The organism is Serratia sp. TSO36, assembly GCF_057808395.1.
On sequence record NZ_JBJZOU010000012.1, the window covers coordinates 190,015 to 211,475 of the forward strand.

Genomic DNA, 21,461 nt, shown 5'->3' on the forward strand with positions numbered 1-21,461 from the left:
AATACTGGATTATTAGTCAGATGTGTCGCTAAATGGAATCATGTCGGCGCGGCGTTTTTGGCAAGGAACATCACGTCGCCGCGCAGATTGCCGGGTGACAGGCGGCGATATCGCAGACAGGGACAGACTCATTACATAATAATGCAGTAGAGGTTCGTTGTGACTCCTTCAGATGCCATACCGGCGCCGCAAGCGCGCCATGCCATTCCCCCCGGTGCGGGGGCGCTGTTCTTCATCCAGATCTTCGCCACGCTGGGCTTCGCCGTGCTCTACTCCACGCTGGTGCTGTACGCCACCAAGCGATTGGGCTTCAACGAAAGCAGCGCCAACGCCATGATGGGCGTGTTCGGCGCCTTCAACTATGGCCTGCACATGTTCGGCGGCTACCTCGGCGGCCGTTTCCTCAGCAACCGCAATCTGTTCGTGCTCGGCATGGTGCTGCAGGTGATCGGCTGCGCGCTGATCGCCGTCGCGGGCGTGTGGGGGCTGTACTGGGGGCTGGCGATGTTCCTGACCGGCAGCGGCCTTAACGTCACCTGCATCAATATGATGCTCACCCAGCGTTTCAAGCCGGACGATGATCGGCGCGAATCGGCGTTCCTGTGGAACTACGCCGGTATGAACCTCGGGTTCTTCGTCGGCTTTACCGTCGCCGGGTATTTCCAACTGACGGAAAACTACCGCGCGCTGTTCCTGTTCGCCACGCTGGGCAACGCGGCGGCGATCGTCGTCGCCGTCTGCCGCTGGCGCATTCTGGCGGATCTCAATACGCCGCTGCGAGAAGCCAGCCGCAGCCAATACCGTTGGCGCATGCTGGTCGGGCTGGCGGTACTGGTGGCGCTGGTGCCGATCATCCGTGTGATGCTGACCCACGCCGAGTTCAGCGGCCACTTCGTGATCGTGCTCGGCGCGCTGATCTTCCTGATGCTGTGCGTGGTGACGCTGCGCCACCATCCGCGCGATGAGCGCCGCAGAATGGCGGCCTATCTGATCCTGGCGCTGGGCTCGCTGGTGTTCTGGGCGCTGTACCAGCTGGCGCCGATGGGGCTGATGCTGTTCTCCGAGCACAACATCAACCTGAACGTTTACGGTATCCAAGTGGCGCCGCAGTGGATCCAGAACATCAACACGCTGGTGATCGTGGTGGGCGGCCCGCTGCTGGCCTGGTGGTTCAACCGCTTGCGCGCTCGCGGTTGCAACATCGACATTCCGCTGCAGTTCTCCGGATCGCTGTTCTGTATCGGGCTCGGCATGCTGGTGCTGCCGCTGGGCATCAGCATGGCGGGCGGCGATGGGCTGGTGGCGTTTAAATGGATCGTCATCAGCTATGTGCTGCAAAGCGTCGGTGAATTGATGATCTCGCCGATCGGTTACGCCATGATCGGCAAGTTGGCGCCGCCGCGCTATCAGGGCGTGATGATGGGCTGCTGGATGATGGTGACCGGCGTCGCCTCGGTGCTGGCGGGCTACGTCTCCGGCCTGATGCCGGAAAACAGCGGCAGCACGCCGCTGCAGACCAACCCCGGCTACAGCGAAATCTTCAGCGCGCTGGGCTGGGGGGCGACGGGCGTCGGCGTGGCGATGCTGATTCTCATTCCGCTGCTGCGGCGCCTTATCCGGCGCGACGGCCCGTCTGCCGCCTGATTGGCTAACATGCACAACAGCCCCACTGGTCGGGGCTGTTTTTATTTTGGGCTTTAACGCTTGCATCCGGCGGCGAATCGCGGAAGGCTGGAGGTAAACCAATAAAAACAAACGGGAGCCCGCAGTATGAACATCATTTATTACCACCCCTTGTTTAACGCCCAGGAATGGCTGGCCGGCATCAAGCAACGCCTGCCGCAGGCCGAGATCCGCGAATGGCAGCGCGGCGACGAGCGGCCGGCCGATTACGCGCTGGTGTGGCGCCCGCCGCACGGGATGCTGGCCAACCGCCGCGATCTGAAAGCGGTGTTCGCCCTCGGCGCCGGCGTTGACGCGATCCTCGATCAGGAGCGCAAACACCCCGGCACGCTGCCTGCCGGCGTGCCGCTGCTGCGGCTGGAGGATACCGGCATGGCGCAGCAGATGCAGGAATACGCGCTGAGCTATGTGCTGCGCTATTTCCGCCGTTTCGACGAGTATCAGGCGCTACAGCAGCGGCAGGAGTGGCAGCCGCTCGATCCGCACTCGCTGGATGATTTCACCATCGGCATCCTCGGCGCCGGCGTGCTGGGGCAGAGCGTGGCGCGCAAGCTGACCGAGTTTGGCTTCAGCGTGCGCTGCTGGAGCCGCAGCGCCAAGCAGATCGATGGCGTGCAAAGCTTCGCCGGGGAGGCGCAGCGCGCCGCCTTCCTCGACGGCGTCAAATTGGTGATCAACCTGCTGCCCAATACGCCGGAGACCGTCGGCATTCTCAACCGCGAGCTGTTCGCGCAGCTGAGTTCGGGCGCCTATCTCATCAACATCGCGCGCGGCGCGCACCTGGTAGAAGCCGATCTGCTGGCGGCGCTGGAGCAGGGGCAGCTGGCCGCCGCCACGCTGGACGTGTTCGCCCGCGAGCCGCTGCCGCAGGATCACCCGTTCTGGCGTCATCCGCGTGTCACCATTACCCCGCATATTGCTGCCATCACGTTGCCGCAGCAGGCGATGGATCAGATCGCCGCCAACATCCGCGCGCTGGAGGCGGGGCATGCCCCGGCCGGCGTGGTCGACAGGCAACGGGGGTACTGATCCTTCTGCCGCCGTTCGGTAGCTGATAAGCTGTTATCGTCATCGCGCCTGCCCGTGCCTTTGCGGGCGGCCCTCTGGAAGGAGAAACAATGTACCCCGTTGATTTGCATATGCACACCGTCGCCAGCACCCACGCTTACAGCACGCTGCACGATTACATCGCCGAAGCCCAGCAGAAGGGCATCAAGCTGTTCGCCATCACCGATCACGGCCCGGACATGGCCGATGCGCCGCACTACTGGCACTTTATGAACATGCACGTGTGGCCGCGCCTGGTGAACGGCGTGGGCATCTTGCGCGGCATCGAAGCCAACATCAAAAACCTGCAGGGCGACATCGACTGCACCGGCCCGATGTTGACCGCCACCGACGTGATCATCGCCGGTTTCCATGAGCCGGTGTTTGCGCCGCAGGATAAAGCGTCCAATACTGAAGCGATGATCGCCGCGATGGCGCAGGGGGACGTGCATATCATCAGCCACCCCGGCAACTCGCGCTACCCGATCGACATTCCCGCCGTCGCGGCGGCGGCGGCCAAATACGAGGTGGCGCTGGAGCTGAATAACTCGTCGTTCACCCACTCCCGCAAGGGCAGCGAGGCCAACTGCCGGGCGATCGCCGCCGCGGTGCGCGATGCCGGCGGCTGGCTGGCGCTGGGCTCGGATTCGCACGTCGCCTTTTCGCTGGGTAACTTTGAGCACTGTGAGCGCATTATCGAAGAGGTGGGCTTCCCGCAGGCGCGTATTCTCAACGTCAGCCCGCGCCGGTTGCTGGACTTTCTCGAGCGGCGCGGCAAGCCGGCGATTGCGGAATTGGCCGATTTGTGACATCGTCCCGGCAAAATTTTCCGTATTGTATAAGGCATTATCATGAATGAGTTTTCCATTGTCTGCCGCGTGCTGGGTACGCTGTTCTACCGTCAGCCGCAGGATCCGCTGTTGGTGCCGCTGTTTGCGCTGATCAAAGAGGGCAAGCTGCAGCAGCACTGGCCGCTGGAGCAGGATGATCTGTTGAAGCGCCTGCAGCAGGGCTGCGACGTCAACCAGCTGGCGACCGATTTTAACGCGATGTTCGTCGGCAGCGAATGCAGCGTGTCGCCGTTCCGCTCCGACTACGTCGAAGGCGCCAGCGAAGCGGACGTGCGCACCTTCCTGCAGCAGCGTGGCATGCCGCTGGCGGAGGCGCCGGCCGATCATTTCGGCCAGCTGCTGCTGGCGGCGTCCTGGCTGGAGGATCAGTCGCAGGAAGATGAAGCGCAGGCGCAGATCGCCCTGTTCGACGAGTTCCTGCTGCCGTGGTGCGGCCGCTTCCTCGGCAAAGTGGAAGCCCACGCCACCACCGGCTTTTACCGCACGCTGGCGCTGATGACCCGCGACGCCATCCAGGCGATGCGCGACGAGCTGGCGGAGTACGAGCAGGACGACGAAGCGGGCGACGAAGAAGCGTAACGCCGCAGCTTACCCAGGCGGGCCGCCCGGCCCGCTAAACACAGGTTTGCATCCCCCAGACGTAAATTGACAAAAGATCCCTTAATCTGGCGGTTTACCGTCGGCTCGGCCGCGCCTGCGCGCCGCGCTTTTTCACGCAAGGGGCAGATGATGAAAAGTAACTGGATGCAGCAGATTCAAACGTTGATCGGGCAGAAGGCCGGCGCGATGGGCGGGGCGGAAGGCATCGGCAAGCTGCTGGCGCCGACGGCGCTGGGCGGCCTGGTCGGCGTGCTGTTGGCCAACAAGTCCTCGCGCAAGCTGGTGGGCAAGTTCGGCAAGAATGCGCTGATCATCGGCGGCAGCGCGGCGGTGGGCGCAGTGCTGTGGAACAAGTATAAGCAGCGGGTGAAAGAGACCCATCAGGACGAACCGCAGTTCGGCCTGCAAACCACGCCGGTGGATCTGCGCGCCAAACGCCTGGTGCAGGCGCTGGTGTTCGCGGCCAAGAGCGACGGCCATATCGATGCCGACGAGCAGCGCGCCATCGATCACAGCCTGGCGCAGCTGCAGGTGGGGGAAGAGGCGCAGGGCTGGGTGCAGGAAGCGATCGAGCAGCCGCTCAACCCGGAATTGATCGCCCGCAGCGTGCAAAACGAAGACGAGGCGCTGGAGGTTTACTATCTGAGCTGCCTGGTGATCGACGTCGATCACTTTATGGAGCGCGGCTACCTCGACGCGCTGGCGCAGGCGCTGAAGATCCCGGCGGACGTCAAGCAGGGCATCGAGAGCGACGTCAACGAGAAAAAGCGCGAGCTGGCGTAGCGCCGCTTGGCAAGCCGGGGGGAATCGTGTCACTCTTGCCGCAATCTATGTAAGCGGATGATTTAGCAATGATGACCCCACCGAAAGCGGAAAAACGCCCTTATCCCATCACCATCCACGGCGACACGCGCGTGGATGACTATTACTGGCTGCGCGACGACGAGCGCGCAGACCGCCAGGTGCTGGACTACCTGCAGGCGGAAAACGCCTACACCGATGCGATGCTGAAGCCGCAGCAGGCGCTGCGCGAAACCCTATACGAAGAGATGGTGGCGCGCATTCCGCAGCAGGAACATTCGGTGCCTTACGTGCGCCACGGCTATCGCTATCAGACGCGCTATGAGCCGGGCAATGAATACGCGATTTCCGTGCGCCAGCCGCAGGCCGAGAGCGAGCGCTGGGAGGTGCTTATCGACGGCAACCAGCGCGCCGAGAATCACGAGTTTTACACCCTGGGTGGGCTGGACGTCAGCCCCGACAACCAGCGGCTGGGGGTGGCGGAGGATTTCCTGTCGCGCCGCCAGTATGACATTCGCTTCAAGAACCTGGCCGACGGCAGTTGGGCGGACGAAGTGCTGGAGAACACCTCCGGCAGCTTCGAGTGGGCCAACGACTCCTCGACGGTGTACTACGTGCGCAAGCACGCCAAGACGCTGTTGCCGTATCAGGTTTATCGCCACGTGGTGGGCAGCGATCCGCAGCAGGACGAGCTGATTTACGAAGAGCTGGACGATACCTTCTACGTCGGGCTGGAGAAGACCACCTCCGAGCGCTTTATCCTGATCCACCTGAGCAGCACCACTACCTCGGAGATCCTGCTGCTGGACGCCGACCGTGCGGACGCTAAGCCGCAGCTGTTCGTGCCGCGCCGCAAGGATCACGAATACGCCATCGATCACTATCACCAGCATTTCTACATCCGCTCCAATAAGGACGGCAAGAACTTCGGCCTGTACCAAAGCGAACAGGCGGACGAAGCGCAGTGGCAGACGCTGATCGCCCCGCGCGCCGACGTGATGCTGGAGGGCTTTAGCCTGTTCCGCGACTGGCTGGTGGTGGAGGAGCGCAGCGCCGGCCTGACGCTGCTGCGCCAGATCCACTGGCAGACTGGCGAAGAGAAGCGCATCGCCTTCGACGATCCGACTTACACCACCTGGCTGGCGTACAACCCGGATCCGGAAACCGCGCTGCTGCGCTACGGCTATTCGTCGATGACCACCCCGACCACGCTGTACGAACTGAATATGGACAGCGGCGAGCGGACGATGCTCAAACAGCAGGAAGTGAAGAACTTCACGCCAGAAAACTACCGCAGCGAGCGAGTCTGGGTGAAGGCGCGCGACGGCGTCGAGGTGCCGGTCTCGCTGGTGTATCGCCAGGACAGCTTCCAGCGCGGCGCCAACCCGTTGATGGTGTACGGCTACGGCTCCTACGGCAGCAGCATGGATCCGGCGTTCAGCGCCAGCCGCCTGAGCCTGCTGGATCGCGGTTTCGTGTTCGCGCTGGCGCACATTCGCGGCGGCGGCGAGCTGGGGCAACTGTGGTATGAAGACGGCAAGCTGTTCAACAAGCAGAACACCTTCAACGATTTTATCGACGTGACCGAAACGCTGGTCGCCCAGGGTTACGGCGACGGCAAGCGGGTGTTCGCCATGGGCGGCAGCGCCGGCGGCCTGCTGATGGGGGCGGTGATCAACCAGGCGCCGCAGCTGTTCCACGGCGTGGTGGCGCAGGTGCCGTTCGTCGACGTGGTGACCACCATGCTGGATGAGTCGATCCCGCTGACCACCGGCGAATATGACGAGTGGGGCAACCCGAACGAGCAGGCCTATTACGACTACATCAAGCAGTACAGCCCGTACGATCAGGTGAAGGCGCAGGCATACCCGCATCTGCTGGTGACCACCGGCCTGCACGATTCGCAGGTGCAGTATTGGGAGCCGGCCAAGTGGGTGGCCAAGCTGCGCGAGCTGAAAACTGACGATCGGCAGCTGCTGCTGTATACCGACATGGATGCCGGCCACGGCGGCAAATCCGGCCGCTTCAAGGCCTATGAGGATATTGCGCTGGAGTACGCCTTCATTCTGGCGCTGGCGGAGTAACGGTATTCGGCGGGCGGCCTCTGTGCCGCCCGCCGTGTTAGCCAATCAGATAGTATTTCAGCGTGTGCTTCATGTCCGGGCTCAGATCGTCGATGGATTTCAGCATCCAGCGCAGATAGCCGGGATCTTCCTGGGCGATGCGATCGATCTCCTGCCCGCGATACTTGCCGAATTTGAACTTCTTCAGCAGCACCGGTTGTTCGGTGATCTGCACCATTTGCTCCGGCGTCCAGCCCGAATCCTTGATGATGCGTTGCAGCAGCGCGGCGGTGACGTAGCAGTCGTACAGCGCGCGGTGCGGGTACAGCGTGGCGTCTGCCGGCAGCTGCACGTCCAGGTTCAGCGCGTAGCGCAAATACTGGTTGCCGTACTTGATGTCCGGATACAGCGTGCGCGCCAGCTTGAGCGTGCAGATCCAGGCGCCGTTCATCTCCGGCAGCACGCCGCGATCGAAAGCGGCGTTGTGCGCCACATAGTAGGGGCTGCCCTGATAGCGGCCGATCGCCACCGCAATGCGCGGTTTACCTTCCACCATTTGTTCGGTGATGTGATGAATCGCCATCGCGTCGAGGCTGATGGGGCGATCCGGGCTGACCAGATCGCTCATCGGGTTGGTCAATTGGCCGTCGAGCAGATCGAGGGAGGCCACTTCCACCACGCCGCCGTCCAGCCCACAGGTCTCGGTATCTATTACGCGTAACGTCATGTTTTCCTCCGCGTTGCCGTCAGGCCTCAGCTTAACCGGCGCAGGCGGCCGTGCCAACCGCCCCCAGGTTGTAGGCAATAAAAAACCCGCCTTGGCGGGTTTAATGACGGATGGAAGGGCGCTTACTCACCAGACGGATGCGCTTTTTTGGCGCGTTTCTCCGCACGTTTCTCAGCTGGGGTTTTCAACGGCTTCTTCTTCGCATTCTTTTTGCTATCCATTCCCTTACTCATGATGGCCTCTCGTTACCTATGATTGGGTGGCTTGCTCAGCCATTAACCGCCTAAAGCCAAGAGGATGCAAGCGGCAAAGTGCAGGTTTAGGTTAACCGGCTGTTTGTGCATGAAATTTTGTTTTTGGATGACCGGGTGTTAAAAATAAATATTATGTTATAATGTTACACTTTTGGTGTTGGGAGAGCGCAATGACAGTCATGACGTTACCGGATGCGCAGCAACTGCTGGCCATGCCGGATTCTGATTATATGAACTCGGTTCAACGGGCGTTTTTCCGCCAGCTGCTGCAAGATGAGCGGCAAAAGCTGCTGCTGCACATCGATGAGCTGAAAAAAGAGATCGACGGCGGCGAAGCGACGGGCGATGAAGCCGACAAGGCGGCGCGCGAAGAGGATCTGCGCCTGCTGTTCCGCCAGTTGGATCGCGAAAGCCGCCTGCTGCCGAAAATCGATGCGGCGCTGGCGCGATTGCAGAACGGCGAGTACGGCTACTGCCGGGAAACCGGCGAACCTATCGGGCTGGCGCGCCTGCTGCTGCGCCCGACGGCGGAACTGAGCATCGAGGCGAAAACCGCACAGGAGATGCGTGAGCCGCATATGCGCAAAGGTGGGTAACTGAGTTCCCGGGGGGCGAATGCGCCCCTCAACCGATCGCGCCTGTGGGCATTTTGCAGGCAGGTCGTTGCGATTTTGAGCAAACGCGCGCCGAGTTCTCGGCGCGCGTTCTAGTTTTCGGGTTTTACCGTTGACCTGCCGGGCGGCTTCCGCTTTGATGAAAGCATGACTCACAGAGAGACGGAAAGCGCCATGGAACAATTACGAGGTTTGTACCCGCCGTTAGCGGCATACGACAGCGGTTGGCTGGACACTGGGGATGGCCACCGGATCTACTGGGAGCTGAGCGGCAACCCGAACGGTAAGCCGGCGGTCTTCATTCATGGCGGGCCGGGCGGCGGCATCTCCCCGCATCATCGCCAGTTGTTCGATCCCGAACGCTACAAGGTGCTGCTGTTCGATCAGCGCGGCTGTGGCCGCTCCCGTCCGCACGCCAGCCTGGACAACAACACCACCTGGCATTTGGTGGCCGATATCGAGCGGCTGCGCGAAATGGCCGGCGTCGATCAATGGCTGGTGTTTGGCGGTTCCTGGGGGTCGACGCTGGCGCTCGCCTATGCGCAGACCCACCCGGAGCGCGTCAGTGAAATGGTGCTGCGCGGCATCTTCACCCTGCGCAAGCAGGAGCTGCATTGGTATTACCAGGACGGCGCGTCACGCTTCTTCCCGGACAAATGGGAGCGCGTGCTGTCCATTCTGTCGGATGAAGAGCGTAAAGATGTGATCGCCGCCTACCGGCAGCGGCTGACCTCGGCCGATCCGCAGGTGCAACTCGAAGCGGCCAAGCTGTGGAGCGTGTGGGAAGGGGAGACGGTCACGCTGTTGCCAAGCCGCGAATCCGCTTCGTTCGGCGAGGATGATTTCGCGCTGGCGTTCGCACGCATTGAAAACCACTATTTCACCCATCTGGGCTTCCTGGAGAGCGATGACCAGCTGCTGCGCAACGTGCCGCTGATCCGCCATATCCCGGCGGTGATCGTCCACGGCCGCTATGATATGGCCTGCCAGGTGCAGAACGCCTGGGATCTGGCCAGGGCCTGGCCGGAAGCGGAATTGCATATCGTGGAAGGGGCGGGGCATTCGTATGACGAGCCGGGCATCTTGCACCAGCTGATGATCGCCACCGACCGGTTCGCCGGCAAGTGACGCAAAAAACCCGCCGTAACGGCGGGTTTTGTTATTTGGCCTTCGGCTCGTACGGCAGGCGCGAAAACTTGTGGGATTCCGCGCGGTAGTGCGCCACGCGCTCGCGAAAATAGTCGCGCAGCGGTTCCGGCTGCTCGCGCTCCACCACTTCCGGGATCACCGGCATGTTGTAGCGCTCTTTGTACGCCACGCCTGAGGCGGCGAGATCCACGTTCACCCTGTCCATCTCTTCTTTGGACAGCTCGGCCAGATTGTAACCCACGCTATACTCCTTACTTACTTTGCCGTATTGAACCTGCGCAGAAGGTAATGCACCCGGCGACGCTTGGCAAGCCCGTAGCGCCGCCGCGGCGGACGATATTTTCCAAAGAGTAATGCAATCTATTTATTCTTTTAAATAAGAATGATTCGCTTTTTGATTAAAATAAAAGATGGGAATAATTATCATAATAATTAGCGTGAATTTCTATGTGTTTTTATGTGTTTGATTTTAAGTAAATAAATAATTAATATTGATCGGGTGTAAATAAGGTGTTTTTATTTTCACGGCAGCAGGGCATAATGCGCGGAAATTAAATTCATGACCTGCAAAATAAAAGGAATCATTATGCTGACGCAAGAAATGACTCAAAAGCTGAATGAGCAACTGAATCTGGAGTTCTACTCCGCCAACCTGTACCTGCAAATGAGCGCATGGTGCAGCGATAAAGGCTTTGAAGGCGCCGCCGCATTTCTTAAAGAGCACTCTCAGGAAGAGATGCAGCATATGCAACGCCTGTTCGACTACCTGAGCGACACCGGCTCTTTGCCGCTGCTGGGCAGCATCGCCGCGCCGCCGGTGGCGTTCGAATCGCTGGCGGACGTGTTCCAGCAGACCTACGAACACGAACAGCTGATCACCCGTCAGATCAACGAACTGGCGCACGCCGCCATGACCGCGCACGATTATTCCACCTTCAACTTCCTGCAGTGGTACGTGGCGGAGCAGCACGAAGAAGAGAAACTGTTCAAATCCGTGCTGGATAAGCTGGCGCTGGTGGGCACCAGCGGCAAAGGCCTGTTCTTCATCGACAAAGATCTGAAGAAAATGGGCGCGATGGGCCAGGGCGGCAACGGCCAGGCTTAATCTGCAACAAAACACCGAAAAACCGCGCGTGGGCGAGCCTGACGCGCGGTTTTTTTTACCCTGCGTTTATCGCGGTTATGCGGCGATACGTGCTGCCGGATCGCAAAATGCCAGTGATGCGCTCGACTTGCCGCAGCACGGTCGTTATGATTTACCGCGATACGCTACAGGGATGGTAGAGTCAAAACAGCGGGTTAGCCGATACAACCCGTTTTTCTGTTTACCCGTGGCGCAATCATTTGCGGTGGGTTGGGGCCGCTGATACATCGCCTTGGCTGTGGCCTTAACCCTTATGACCCTCTTTTACTGTTAAGGGATACCACTGTGATCGGTAAAATTCGTTCCTCTTGTCGCCTGCTTTCCACCGTTTTCGTCCTGTTCGTCGGCCTGTCTTCGCAGCAAGCGCTGGCGCACGCCCACCTGAAAGTGGAGACGCCGAAGGCCGACGCCAGCGTCAGCCCGGCACCGAAGGCGCTGACCCTCAGCTTCTCCGAAGGCATCGAGCCGAACTTCAGCGGCGTGAAAATCACCGGCCCGGACAACGCCGTGGTGAAAACCGGCAAGCTGCAGCTCGATCCGAACAACAACACCCAGGTCAACGTGCCGATCGAAGGCGAACTGAGCGCGGGCAAATACAACGTCAGCTGGCATGTGGTTTCGGTCGACGGGCATAAAACCAAAGGCCAGTACAGCTTCACCGTAAACTGATCGTGAGTCTGGCGACCCTGTTCGTTCTGTGTCGCTTGGTGCACTTTGCGGCGGTGATGCTGATGTTCGGCATCAGTCTGTTCACCGCCTTACTGTCACCGCAGCGCCTCTCCCCGATCCTCTCCCGCGATGTGCGCCCGTTGCTGCTTGCCGGCACCTGGATTGCCGGGCTTTCCGCCGTGGCGCTGCTGGCCATTCAGGCCGGGCAAATGGGCGACGGTTGGGAAGACGCCTGGCGGCTGGAGGTCTGGTGGGCGGTGCTCGGCACCACCTTCGGCGAAGTGTGGCGCTGGCATCTGGGCCTGTCGCTGCTGGCGATCCTGAGCCTGCTGCTGCCGGAACGGCCGCGTGCGCAGGCGTTGGCGCTGTGTTCGGCGCTGCTGCTGGTCAGCCTGGCGTTCATCGGCCACGCGGCGATGCACGAAGGCACGCTGGGCGTGCTGCACCGCGCCAACCATGCGGTACACCTGCTGGCCGCCGGCTACTGGTTCGGCTGCCTGGCGCCGCTGCTGGTTTGCCTGCGCTATCTGCAGCCGCCGCAGTGGCGCAGCGACGCCATCACCACGCTGATCCGTTTCTCGCGCTGGGGGCACCTGGCGGTGGCGGCGGTGATCGTCACCGGCATCGTCAACAGCCTGATCATTCTCGGCGGTTGGCCGCTCAACCTCGGCTCGCCTTATCAGCGCCTGCTGCTGATTAAAACCGCGCTGGTGGCGCTGATGGTGATGGTGGCGCTGGCCAATCGCTACGCCATCGTGCCGGCGATGAGCCGCGTGCCAGCGCTGGCGCAGCGCGGCGTGGTGCTGGCCTGCTGGCTCGAAGTCGGGCTGGGGATGGCGGTGCTGCTGCTGGTCAGTTTATTTGCAACCTATGCGCCGGTATGACATTTCAGCTTGCCGTAGGCCGGCAAGCTGCGGGAAAATCGACGCGAATAGCAACCTTAAGGCCATCACATGAAATCGGTATTACTCGGCATTACGCTGCTGGCAACCGCGACCGGCGCGCTGGCGGCAGATAAACTGGTGAACATCACCAAACTGGAATACGGCAAACAGTGGGCGTTCACCAAGGAAGAAGTGACGCTGCAGTGCCGCAGCGGCGGCGCGCTGTTCGTGCTGAATAACAGCACCCTGATGCAATACCCGCTCAACGACGCAGCGGAGCAGCAGGTGAAGAAGGGTCATCAGCGTGCCCAGCCGCTGGAAGTGCTCCTGCTGGACGACCCTGCCGAACCGGGGAAAAAAATGAGCCTGGCGCCGTTTATCGAACGCGCCGAGAAGCTGTGCGCTGACTAACCGCTTATTTGCCAACGCCTTGCCCAAGGTGCGCGGATTGATGCGCCTTTGCCGCATAGTTATTTCGTCACGAAACTATCACGCGGCCGCCGGGCAGCTGGCAAAACTGGCGCGGTAGGCTACTCTTAAAGTGCACGGCTGAACAAGCCCTGCATTAAATGCCAACTTTTAGCGCACGGCTCTCTCCCAAGAGCCATTTCCCTAGACCGAATATAGGAATCGTATTCGGTCTTTTTTTGTGTGATTGATTTATAAGGCAATTCTATTTAAGGCACCACCAACAATCCCCGCTCCTCTTTTCGAGTCATAGCCACCAACCCGATCTCCATCCTTATTCCCCACCCGCACATATCGCTAATTTAGCCGCACCAAAAGTCATTACGTCATTTATGGCGCTGATAAGCTCCGGTCATTGCTCCCATCACCGGTTAAATGAGAGTGGCATTATGGGGAATACCAAGGCATTAGGCGTTATAAAAGGAAACCTGTGTTGAACGATCGGTTGAGCCAGTTGAAGAGGGCGCTGCCCGGTTATCTCGAGGCGTGGCGTGAGGGGGCTTTACCCTCTGACTGGGGGCAGGTGGCTAATCCTGAAGTGGTTGCCGCCCTGTTGGCGGAGTGGGAGGCGCTAAGCGAATTGGCGTCGCTGTTCGAAACCGCGACTGAAACCCCAACCGATCCTGCCGCGTTTTGGCGGGCGCGCGCCGAGCTGATGGCACAGCGCAATCGTGAGCTCAGTGCCCAACTGGCGACGCCAATCCGTTTGCCCGGTGCACGGGTAGCCTTCTTTGGCTATGTGAAAACGGCGGTGATGGACGCCAGGCAGGTGAAGGCGGCAATTCGCGATGCCGGTTTTACCATTGCGGGCGACAGCCAAAATGAGAACACGGCTTAACGCGGCTTCTTCTCAAATTTCTCGGAAAAAAAGAACCGCAGCAATTTATGGGTCCACAGCAGCATGGCGCCGACCACCACCAGCGAGACGACGAAATGCGACAGGTTTTTCGGCGCGGCGTAGCCGTGAGTAAAAGAAACCCCGGCGCCGCTGAGCAGCAGGGTGGCGATCCAAAAGCCGAGTAGCAGGCACAAGGTACGGAACAGTTTAAACATTGTTATCACCGAAATGCTGAAAGCGCCGACTGAACGGAGACTCAGCCGGTGCTTTGATTAATTAAAACCGCTTAGCGAGAGCAGGTGTTGCCACCCTTGTTGCTATTGTTATTGCAGTTGCTCTTGTTGCCGCCTTGCCCCATGCCGACGTTGCCGCCACCTTTGCTGGCCTCTTTGAAACAGCCGCCGTTGAGCGCGCCCAGCGCCAGACCGCCAAGCCCCCCTAGTGAGCCGGTGATGATGCCGTTAATGCAGTCCGGGGAGGTGTGTTTCTGGTACATATTGCCGTCCGACGATTTACCGCCCCCGTTCTTGTTGCCGCCGTTGTTATTGACGCGTCCGTTGCTACCGCGGTTGTCGGCAAAGTTACCGGCGCCGGCGATCAGGTGGAAGTATTTGGCCTCGAGCTCTTGCATAAAAGTTCCCTCTTTATCGATACGGTTAAATGGCGTAAAGCTTGCGCAAGCCAGCTGTTTTTAACAGAAAAAACAGTGGGGGTAATTACCGGTTCGGATAAGAACAGGGAATTTATTTAAGGGTATTTTTCAGGCTTATGAGAGTGATGGTGAATGATATTCTCGACGAGAGGGTAACGCGAGCCACCCGGGCCTTTGCAACGAATGGCCTATCTGCGGCGCGCAGCAAGGTTCAATTCACCCGGCCAATTTGTTAGGATCGCCCGACCTACATGACTATTGGTGCAGTACATTGAAAATTAAAGCGTTGTTATTTGTTGCGTTGGCCGCGCTGGCCGGCTGCAGCCAGGAGGGAACCTCGATGAATCAGCCCGCGAACGAGAAAGGCGGCCAAACGGAAGTGTTGCTGGTGAACAGCGCGCTGGTGGACTGCGTGGGCGTCGGCCCGATGAAGTGCATGCAGGTGCGCCGCTCCGCGCAGCAGCCGTGGGAGTTGTTCTATACCGGCATCGAGGGTTTCACCTTCGAACCGGGTTATCAGTATCGGCTGAAAGTGCTTGTTACCCCGGTGGAGAACGTGCCGGCCGATGCCTCATCGCTGCGTTACACGCTGATTGAGCAGTTGGAAAAGAACAAGGCGTAATGGATCTACCTTGTCACCACCAAATAGCGTTTCATTTGGTGGTGACGACTTCAGGAAAGTTTGTCTTTTTTCTTTCTTCTGGAGGATTCGAAAGTGGCGAAGGCATGTGCAAGAGCAAACCCCAACGCACAGTAGCGTAGAGGCCAATTTTCTTTGGTCCATGTTTCAGAGTCAGCAATAAACATCGCGTTGCCGTTGGCAAAAAGGGTAAATTGCCAGCAAAGGATTAAAAAACATATCGTAACCAGAACGACATAACCCTTGGAACCCAGAGGCGGTCTGAAGCCGTATTTCACGGCCAGACAGGCCGCGGCAGCGAGAGTAGAAAGAATATAATATAAAGTTGGTTCCATCACTGTTCCTGGCTGCCTTTATAAATGGAATTAAGGGTTGAGACATCTGCGCCACCTTCAAGCATCAAGCTGGTTCTTCCCATGTTTCTCCAACCGCGAATATAGTCTGTATTGATGTAGCGAAATAATCGCCAGGCTTCTGGTTTCAGCGACAGTTTTAGTAAACCATAGCCTGATAACAGTAAGTCTACGCCACCTAACGCCATGTCTGCTGCTGAATGGGAATAGCCTAGCGTTGAAGCCGCAGAACGGTACATCATTCGGCCTGGACCAATAGTATTCTTGCCAAATAACAGCGTATAACCGTTTTCGTAGACATTATTGATGCCATTGATTAAAAGTAACGTTCCTGGAATGGCTCCGACGCCAGTCCAATCCAAGCCCACGCCGAGTAAAATTTGTGCTATTCCCGAGAGGAAGCCAACGCCGGCTAACACGTAGGTCACTACGGCGTCATGACTGACTTTCTTTCTCATTACGGCATAAGGTGTCACGGCGTCAGTTCGCAATAAGCGATCTTGCTCAGAAAGCGATTGATATTCTTGCTTCATTTCTCTCATTGCAATATTCGCCGCTTCACCTACTTGTTGGCATTTTTGCAATTTATCATTCACAAAGCAGTGCATCTCATGTCTGAAGGCATTACCGACTGTCCGATCTTTTAAAAAGTCCCTATTAACGCGCTCTGAGAGTTCTAAAAGCATACGTCCTTGTTGACGAGCCATCGTTTGCGAGTAGGTATTTAAACGTTCCTTTAGTAACAGTGGATTATCCATTTTTCTTTGTTCCTCCCTGGATTTCGACCGAAAAACAGCCACACCATAACGCAACGCCAGAAGCATGATCAACTTTTGCTGATTTTAAGAGGGAAGGCTTGAACGCGCTGAGGGTGCGAAGCGTGGCGCGTGGAGGCATCACGATGCGGAGTTGGGCAACCCTGATCCCTCGACTAAACTGGTCTGTTCACTGCGCTTGTTTTCGCACTTTCTTAAGTATATTGAGAAAATCAGGTATATTGTCCTTCGGTTTTTAGCTACCAAGAAAAAATTACTATGATTATCAAACCTAAAATTCGTGGTTTTATCTGCACCACCGCTCACCCGGCAGGCTGTGAAGCCAACGTCCGTGAGCAAATCGCCTACGTTAAGTCGCGCGGCGAACTGAAAAACGGGCCTAAAAAGGTGCTGGTCATTGGTGCATCCACCGGTTACGGTCTGGCCTCGCGCATCAATGCCGCTTTCGGCAGCGGTGCGGCCACCATCGGCGTATTTTTCGAGAAGCCTGGCAGCGAAGGCAAAACCGGTTCCGCCGGTTGGTACAACTCCGCCGGTTTCGACAAGGCAGCTAAAGAAGAAGGCCTGTACGCGAAAAGCATCAACGGCGACGCATTCTCCAACGAGTGCCGTCAGACCGTGATCGATCTGATCAAAAAAGACCTGGGTCAGGTTGACCTGGTGGTTTACTCGCTGGCTTCGCCGGTGCGTAAGATGCCGGAAACCGGCGAAGTGGTGCGTTCCGCACTGAAGCCGATCGGCGAACCGTACAAATCCGTCGCGCTGGACACCAACAAAGACGTGCTGGTTGAAGCCGTGGTCGAGCCGGCCAACGAGCAAGAAATCGCCGACACCGTGAAGGTGATGGGCGGCCAGGACTGGCAGCTGTGGATGGACGCGCTGGACGAAGCGGGCGTGCTGGCGGATAACGCGCAGTCTGTCGCTTACTCCTACATCGGTACCGATCTGACCTGGCCAATCTACTGGCACGGCACGCTGGGCAAGGCGAAAGAAGATCTGGATCGCGCGGCGCACGCCATCAACCAGAAGCTGCAGGCCAAAGGCGGCGCGGCTTACGTTGCGGTGCTCAAGTCGGTGGTGACTCAGGCTTCCTCTGCCATTCCGGTGATGCCGCTGTATATCTCCATCGTGTTCAAAATCATGAAGGAGCAGGGCATTCACGAAGGCTGCATCGAGCAGATCCAGCGTCTGTTCGCCACCAAGCTGTACAGCGGCGCGGCGCCGGACACCGACGAAAAACACCGCCTGCGTCTGGATGACTGGGAACTGCGCGACGAAGTGCAGGAAACCTGCCGTGCCATCTGGCAGCAGCTGAACGACAACAACATCAACGAACTGACCGATTATCAGGGCTACAAGGCGGAGTTCCTGCGCCTGTTCGGCTTTGGCCTGCAGGGCGTTGACTACGACGCCGATCTGAGCGGCGAAGCCAACTTCGACGTGATCGAGCTGGTCTAAGCGCGTCGAGCGGTCAAACAAGGTCGGGTTAGCCCGGCCTTTTTTATTGCCTGCGAATTATCGGGTGGCTAAGCGAAAATGTTTATTTTGGGTTAACAGACGAACCGGGTGATTAACATCGGCAGTCGGATGGTGAAATAACGGCGGTTATTAAACTAAAGAAAGTCATTTTTTTATTTACCCTTGCCGCCGGCTGCGGGTATTTTATTTCCTTTAAGGAGGAAATTATGACATGGCGTTATTGTGCCACGGTATCGTTGTTTTTGTTGAGCGGCTGCAGCGCGATTCAGCCGACGTCGACGTCCCCAGACTGGTCTCAGCCTCAGCCTGCCACGCGGGAGCAGCGGCAACGCATCATGGCGGGTGAGTCCGCCTCCTCGGTATTACATGAAGGAAACGTCGGCATTGGCGGCACCTTCGATGGGTCGAAAATATTCGATCGTTAAGCCGCTAAATATATTCAGCCAAATTAATGCGCGCATTCTGCCGATATTGTCGGAGGGTTTACCTTTCCTGCGTTATTCTGCCGTGGCTCGACCATTTATTGCGTTAGCAGACAATTCGTTTTCCTTATAGGGAGCCGCCGGTTTATTTCGGCGTAATCAAAGGAGTTGCCCATGGCGAAGGAGATGGCCGCGATCTTTCTCTTGCTGTTATCGCCGCTAAGCCAAAGCGCCGGCGCGGCGCGTTACGACAGGCCGTGCGAAGGCGTGTCGCCGGTGCTGTTTCAAAAGCGCCTGAAAGCGTTGGCGCAGGATCTGCGGCAGGAAATGAGTGAGGAAGCGACGCCGACAGAGCGCGATGCGGAGGAGCTGGCGCGCTTGGCGGAGTGCGGTATCGAGCCCGGCAAAGCGCCCGTCACCGGCGGGCAGCGCGCGCCCCGTTCAGAGGAAAAGCCGCCGGCATCGCCAAACGGTTGTTGAACCGGCGTGCGCGCAGAGTCAAGCGATGTAAAAGGAGTCATTGATGAAAAGGATAGTGTTGGCCGGCGTGGCCTTGTGTAGCTGCTGCTTCGCGCAGGCGCGGGTGGATTTGGAATACCATGCGGCGCCGCCGAAGGACAGTAAGGTCACCGAGGAGTACCAGAAAAAGCGCGACGCATTGCGCCACAAGGTGTGGAATGTCGATAACTTGACGCTGGCCAACGAGCAGGCGATTGCGCGCGAACAGCAGCGCGAGGCGGCAGAGACCGCCGAGCGGCAGCAGCGGAACCTGGAGCAGCAGCAGAAAAAGCAGCGCTGCCTGCGGAGACACTCGAAAGATCCTCACCGCGAGGCGAAGTGTTACACGCACAGCTTCTAACATTAACCGTCCGGGCGCCATCAGCGCCCGGCGTCGTTTAGGCCGGGCGGCAATGCTCCTTCAGCATGGCGATCGCGTCCGGTTTCAGCTGATACAGATAGACCGGGCGGCCGGTAGCGCCGTACAGAATACGGGTGCCGAGAATGCCGCTCTCCGCCAGATAGATGAGGTACTTGCGGCAGGACACCCGCGAAATGCCGATGGCGTTGGCCAGATTGTCGGTGGAAAACTCGTTATCGTGCTGCTGTTCGATCCACTCGCACACCGTGCTCAGGGTGATGCTGGTCAGGCCCTTCGGCAGCTTCTTGCTCTCCTGGCCGCCGGGCTGGCGTCGTAGCAGGCTGTCGACGTCGGCCTGCGAAAACTCGCGCTGCGCCAACAGCTGCGACTGCTGCCGGTAGTGGCTCAGCGCCTCCTTGAAGCGGCTGAACTGGAACGGCTTGATCAGATAATCCACCACCCCATAGTGCAGCGCTTTTTGCACCGTGTTCACGTCGCTGGCGGAGGAGATGATGATCACGTCGGTCTTCTCGCCGAGCTCGCGCAGGCCGGGCAGCAGATCCAGCCCGTTCTCCTGCTGCATGTAGATATCCAGCAGCACCAGATCGATGCTGATGCCGGCATCGGCCAGCAGCGCGCGCGCCTGGCTCAGAGTGGCGACCGTCGCCTGGCAGTGAAAACCGCCGACCTGGCTCAGGTAGTATTTGTTCAGCTCCGCCACCATCGGGTCGTCGTCGACAATCAGTACGTTAATCATGAGTTCTGCTCTTGGCCTGATAGGGAAGGTGCACGAAAAATTGGGTCAGCTCGCCCGGTTCGGACTCGAAATCGATGCTGCCGCCCAGTTTCTCCAGATGGCTGCGGATCAGCGCCAGGCCGATGCCGCGTCCGGTTCCCTTGGTGGAAAATCCGTGTTCGAAGATGCGCGCGCCGATCGCCGGATCGATGCCGGGGCCATCGTCGCTGACGATACAGTGTAATTGATCGTCGTGATGATGGAAGCTCAGGCCGATCTCGTGGCCCTCAACGCCGTCGATGGCGTCGATGGCGTTTTCGATCAGGTTGCCGAGCACGCTGATCAGCACGTGGGTGGTTTCCGCATCGTCGGTTTCCGGCAGCAGGCTGGTTTCTTCGATGGTCAGTTCAATGCCGGCTTCGTGGGCGCGGCTGATCTTGCCGATGAAGAAGCCCGCCACTTCCGGCGAGTGGATCTTGCGCAGCAGTGCGCCGATCTCTTCCTGATAGTTGCTGGCGGTGTTGATGATGTAGTTTTCCAACTGCTGATAGGCCTTCATGTGCAGCATGCCGAGTATCACATGCAGCTTGTTCATAAATTCGTGCGACTGCACCCGCAGCGCATCGGCGTAGTGCGCCATGCCGCTCAGCCGCTGCAGCAGGCGGCTGACCTCGGTCTTGTCGCGGAAGGTGGCGATGGCGCCGGTCACCTGGCCGTTGACGATCACCGGCACGGTATTGGTCAGCAGTTCGCTGCCGTTGAAGCCGATCTGCCGATCGCGCAGCGGTTCGCCGCTGGCCAGCACCTCCGCCAGATGCAGCTGCGCCGGCCAATGCTTGCTGGCGGCTTCCAGCAGCAGGTTTTCCACCGGGCCGCTTTGGCGCAGCAGGCGCTTGGCTTCGTCGTTGACGATGGTGATGCGGGATTCATTATCGACCGCGATCACGCCTTCTTTAATCGATTGCAGCATGGCGTTGCGCTGTTCGAACAGGTTGGAGATTTCGTAAGGCTCGAAACCCAGCATGATGCGCTTGAGCGCGGAGACCAGGAAGAAGGTGCCCAGGCTGCCGACCAGGGCGGCGAAGGCGATGGTCCAATAGATGATCCAGCGGCTCTCCGCCACCACTCGCTGCACGGTGTCCAGCGCGATGCCGAGCGCCACCACGCCGATTTGTTGTTTCTGCGCGTCATACACCGGCACGAACACCCGCAGCGCCGGGGCCAGCGTGCCGCGGTTGATGGCGCTGTTGACGTTGCCTTGCAGCGCGGGCGCCAGATCGTCGCCGATAAAATGTTTGCCGATCAGCCAGGGTTTGGGATGCGAATAGCGGATACCCTGCATATCCACCACCACCACGAACAACAGCTCGTTTTGATGGCGTACCTGCTCGGCGAAGCGTTGAATGGCGCCGCTTTGATCGCGCCGCTGCAGGCCGTCAACCACGGTGCTGGAGAGCGCCAGCGTATTGGCGACGGCGATGGCTTTCTGTTGCAGCTGATCTTGCCCCTCGCGGCTCATCTGCACGAAAAACAGCGCGAACACCACCAGCAGCACCGAAGCGATGATGGCGGACACCATCAGCGTGATGGAGGTGCTCAGCTTGAGCGGCACCCGTTGTTTTGGCATGGCGGTTCTCCGAATGGCGATATCACGGCGTATTCTAGCGAGGAATGAGGCAAGCTGCAGTTACCGGCAGCAGGTTATAGCATGCTGCCGGGGAGCGGGGGGCTTATTTTAGTTACAAAAGCGGG

At 59.0% G+C, this 21,461-nt stretch carries 26 protein-coding genes; 18 read left to right on the forward strand and 8 right to left on the reverse strand.

Features of this window, described 5'->3' with window-relative positions; all coding sequences use genetic code 11:
• Positions 1 to 177: 177 nt before the first annotated feature.
• The 6 genes from ACK3CV_RS10340 (at position 178) to ACK3CV_RS10365 (ending at position 7,066) form a co-directional block, all read left to right on the forward strand.
• A complete protein-coding gene (locus ACK3CV_RS10340; protein WP_154610792.1) occupies positions 178 to 1,644 on the forward strand; it encodes a peptide MFS transporter in 1,467 nt (488 codons plus the stop codon).
• A gap of 126 nt (positions 1,645 to 1,770) precedes the next feature.
• Positions 1,771 to 2,712, forward strand: a complete 942-nt coding sequence (gene ghrA / locus ACK3CV_RS10345) for a glyoxylate/hydroxypyruvate reductase GhrA (RefSeq protein ID WP_489009852.1) — start codon at positions 1,771 to 1,773, stop codon at positions 2,710 to 2,712.
• A gap of 89 nt (positions 2,713 to 2,801) precedes the next feature.
• The gene (locus tag ACK3CV_RS10350) at positions 2,802 to 3,539 is read left to right on the forward strand and encodes a phosphatase (protein WP_164141505.1); all 738 of its coding nucleotides are present in this window, start codon (positions 2,802 to 2,804) and stop codon (positions 3,537 to 3,539) included.
• Positions 3,540 to 3,581: 42 nt separating this feature from the next.
• A complete protein-coding gene (locus ACK3CV_RS10355) occupies positions 3,582 to 4,160 on the forward strand; it encodes a TorD/DmsD family molecular chaperone (RefSeq protein WP_033646428.1) in 579 nt (192 codons plus the stop codon).
• Between the two features lie 150 nt (positions 4,161 to 4,310).
• The gene (locus ACK3CV_RS10360) at positions 4,311 to 4,964 is read left to right on the forward strand and encodes a tellurite resistance TerB family protein (RefSeq protein WP_033638740.1); all 654 of its coding nucleotides are present in this window, start codon (positions 4,311 to 4,313) and stop codon (positions 4,962 to 4,964) included.
• Between the two features lie 68 nt (positions 4,965 to 5,032).
• Positions 5,033 to 7,066, forward strand: a complete 2,034-nt coding sequence (locus ACK3CV_RS10365; protein ID WP_033646427.1) for a S9 family peptidase — start codon at positions 5,033 to 5,035, stop codon at positions 7,064 to 7,066.
• Positions 7,067 to 7,103: 37 nt separating this feature from the next.
• Here the strand turns inward: ACK3CV_RS10365 and exoX are convergent, their stop codons facing one another.
• The gene (gene exoX / locus ACK3CV_RS10370; protein ID WP_004928833.1) at positions 7,104 to 7,772 is read right to left on the reverse strand and encodes an exodeoxyribonuclease X; all 669 of its coding nucleotides are present in this window, start codon (positions 7,770 to 7,772) and stop codon (positions 7,104 to 7,106) included.
• Positions 7,773 to 8,196: 424 nt separating this feature from the next.
• Between exoX and dksA the strand changes: the two genes are divergently transcribed.
• Both dksA and pip read left to right on the forward strand, forming a co-directional pair.
• Complete coding sequence (gene dksA / locus ACK3CV_RS10375) at positions 8,197 to 8,622, forward strand: RNA polymerase-binding protein DksA (protein WP_033653830.1); 426 nt, start codon at positions 8,197 to 8,199, stop codon at positions 8,620 to 8,622.
• 192 nt (positions 8,623 to 8,814) lie between these two features.
• Positions 8,815 to 9,768 carry a prolyl aminopeptidase gene (gene pip / locus ACK3CV_RS10380; protein ID WP_074026561.1) on the forward strand — a complete coding sequence of 318 codons (954 nt, stop codon included), beginning with the start codon at positions 8,815 to 8,817 and terminating at the stop codon, positions 9,766 to 9,768.
• A gap of 31 nt (positions 9,769 to 9,799) precedes the next feature.
• On the opposite strand, the gene ACK3CV_RS10385 is transcribed toward pip, so the two are convergent.
• On the reverse strand, positions 9,800 to 10,030 hold the full coding sequence (locus tag ACK3CV_RS10385) for a DNA polymerase III subunit theta (RefSeq protein ID WP_033642715.1): 231 nt from the start codon (positions 10,028 to 10,030) through the stop codon (positions 9,800 to 9,802).
• Between the two features lie 345 nt (positions 10,031 to 10,375).
• Between ACK3CV_RS10385 and ftnA the strand changes: the two genes are divergently transcribed.
• The 5 genes from ftnA (at position 10,376) to ACK3CV_RS10410 (ending at position 13,792) form a co-directional block, all read left to right on the forward strand.
• Positions 10,376 to 10,894 carry a non-heme ferritin gene (gene ftnA / locus ACK3CV_RS10390; protein WP_025302449.1) on the forward strand — a complete coding sequence of 173 codons (519 nt, stop codon included), beginning with the start codon at positions 10,376 to 10,378 and terminating at the stop codon, positions 10,892 to 10,894.
• A gap of 324 nt (positions 10,895 to 11,218) precedes the next feature.
• Positions 11,219 to 11,602 carry a CopC domain-containing protein YobA gene (gene yobA, locus ACK3CV_RS10395; RefSeq protein ID WP_004940886.1) on the forward strand — a complete coding sequence of 128 codons (384 nt, stop codon included), beginning with the start codon at positions 11,219 to 11,221 and terminating at the stop codon, positions 11,600 to 11,602.
• A 2-nt stretch (positions 11,603 to 11,604) separates the two neighbouring features.
• Positions 11,605 to 12,486: a copper homeostasis membrane protein CopD gene (copD, locus tag ACK3CV_RS10400; protein ID WP_060440195.1), complete on the forward strand. Its 882-nt coding sequence runs from the start codon at positions 11,605 to 11,607 to the stop codon at positions 12,484 to 12,486.
• A 69-nt stretch (positions 12,487 to 12,555) separates the two neighbouring features.
• The gene (locus ACK3CV_RS10405; protein WP_025302452.1) at positions 12,556 to 12,897 is read left to right on the forward strand and encodes a YebY family protein; all 342 of its coding nucleotides are present in this window, start codon (positions 12,556 to 12,558) and stop codon (positions 12,895 to 12,897) included.
• Between the two features lie 487 nt (positions 12,898 to 13,384).
• Positions 13,385 to 13,792 carry a hypothetical protein gene (locus ACK3CV_RS10410; protein ID WP_239505508.1) on the forward strand — a complete coding sequence of 136 codons (408 nt, stop codon included), beginning with the start codon at positions 13,385 to 13,387 and terminating at the stop codon, positions 13,790 to 13,792.
• Here ACK3CV_RS10410 and ACK3CV_RS10415 read toward each other — a convergent pair.
• Together ACK3CV_RS10415 and ACK3CV_RS10420 are read right to left on the reverse strand one after the other, a co-directional pair.
• Positions 13,789 to 14,007, reverse strand: coding sequence for a hypothetical protein (locus ACK3CV_RS10415; protein ID WP_164039898.1), 219 nt, complete (start codon positions 14,005 to 14,007; stop codon positions 13,789 to 13,791). The genes ACK3CV_RS10410 and ACK3CV_RS10415 overlap by 4 nt on opposite strands.
• A 71-nt stretch (positions 14,008 to 14,078) precedes the next feature.
• The gene (locus ACK3CV_RS10420; protein ID WP_164039900.1) at positions 14,079 to 14,423 is read right to left on the reverse strand and encodes a hypothetical protein; all 345 of its coding nucleotides are present in this window, start codon (positions 14,421 to 14,423) and stop codon (positions 14,079 to 14,081) included.
• 292 nt (positions 14,424 to 14,715) lie between these two features.
• Between ACK3CV_RS10420 and ACK3CV_RS10425 the strand changes: the two genes are divergently transcribed.
• A complete protein-coding gene (locus tag ACK3CV_RS10425; protein ID WP_025302454.1) occupies positions 14,716 to 15,066 on the forward strand; it encodes a DUF4377 domain-containing protein in 351 nt (116 codons plus the stop codon).
• A gap of 50 nt (positions 15,067 to 15,116) precedes the next feature.
• Here ACK3CV_RS10425 and ACK3CV_RS10430 read toward each other — a convergent pair whose 3' ends face one another.
• Positions 15,117 to 15,419, reverse strand: a complete 303-nt coding sequence (locus ACK3CV_RS10430; RefSeq protein WP_016928136.1) for a hypothetical protein — start codon at positions 15,417 to 15,419, stop codon at positions 15,117 to 15,119.
• A complete protein-coding gene (locus ACK3CV_RS10435; protein WP_164141503.1) occupies positions 15,419 to 16,195 on the reverse strand; it encodes a DUF4225 domain-containing protein in 777 nt (258 codons plus the stop codon). Before ACK3CV_RS10435 ends, ACK3CV_RS10430 begins: the two co-directional genes overlap by 1 nt.
• 276 nt (positions 16,196 to 16,471) lie before the next feature.
• Between ACK3CV_RS10435 and fabV the strand changes: the two genes are divergently transcribed.
• From fabV to ACK3CV_RS10455, 4 genes are all read left to right on the forward strand, one after another.
• Positions 16,472 to 17,671 carry an enoyl-ACP reductase FabV gene (gene fabV, locus ACK3CV_RS10440; protein WP_033638117.1) on the forward strand — a complete coding sequence of 400 codons (1,200 nt, stop codon included), beginning with the start codon at positions 16,472 to 16,474 and terminating at the stop codon, positions 17,669 to 17,671.
• Between the two features lie 227 nt (positions 17,672 to 17,898).
• Positions 17,899 to 18,117, forward strand: a complete 219-nt coding sequence (locus ACK3CV_RS10445) for a hypothetical protein (protein WP_072022402.1) — start codon at positions 17,899 to 17,901, stop codon at positions 18,115 to 18,117.
• Positions 18,118 to 18,288: 171 nt separating this feature from the next.
• Positions 18,289 to 18,594: a hypothetical protein gene (locus ACK3CV_RS10450; protein ID WP_033638119.1), complete on the forward strand. Its 306-nt coding sequence runs from the start codon at positions 18,289 to 18,291 to the stop codon at positions 18,592 to 18,594.
• Between the two features lie 43 nt (positions 18,595 to 18,637).
• Entirely contained in the window at positions 18,638 to 18,973 is a 336-nt protein-coding gene (locus ACK3CV_RS10455) for a hypothetical protein (RefSeq protein WP_033638120.1), read from the forward strand.
• 37 nt (positions 18,974 to 19,010) lie between these two features.
• Here the strand turns inward: ACK3CV_RS10455 and dcuR are convergent, their stop codons facing one another.
• Positions 19,011 to 19,730: a two-component system response regulator DcuR gene (gene dcuR / locus ACK3CV_RS10460; RefSeq protein WP_060429887.1), complete on the reverse strand. Its 720-nt coding sequence runs from the start codon at positions 19,728 to 19,730 to the stop codon at positions 19,011 to 19,013.
• Positions 19,723 to 21,336 (reverse strand): sensor histidine kinase, encoded by a 1,614-nt coding sequence (locus ACK3CV_RS10465; RefSeq protein ID WP_164141501.1) that lies wholly within the window; start codon positions 21,334 to 21,336, stop codon positions 19,723 to 19,725. Before ACK3CV_RS10465 ends, dcuR begins: the two co-directional genes overlap by 8 nt.
• Between the last annotated feature and the right edge of the window lie 125 nt (positions 21,337 to 21,461).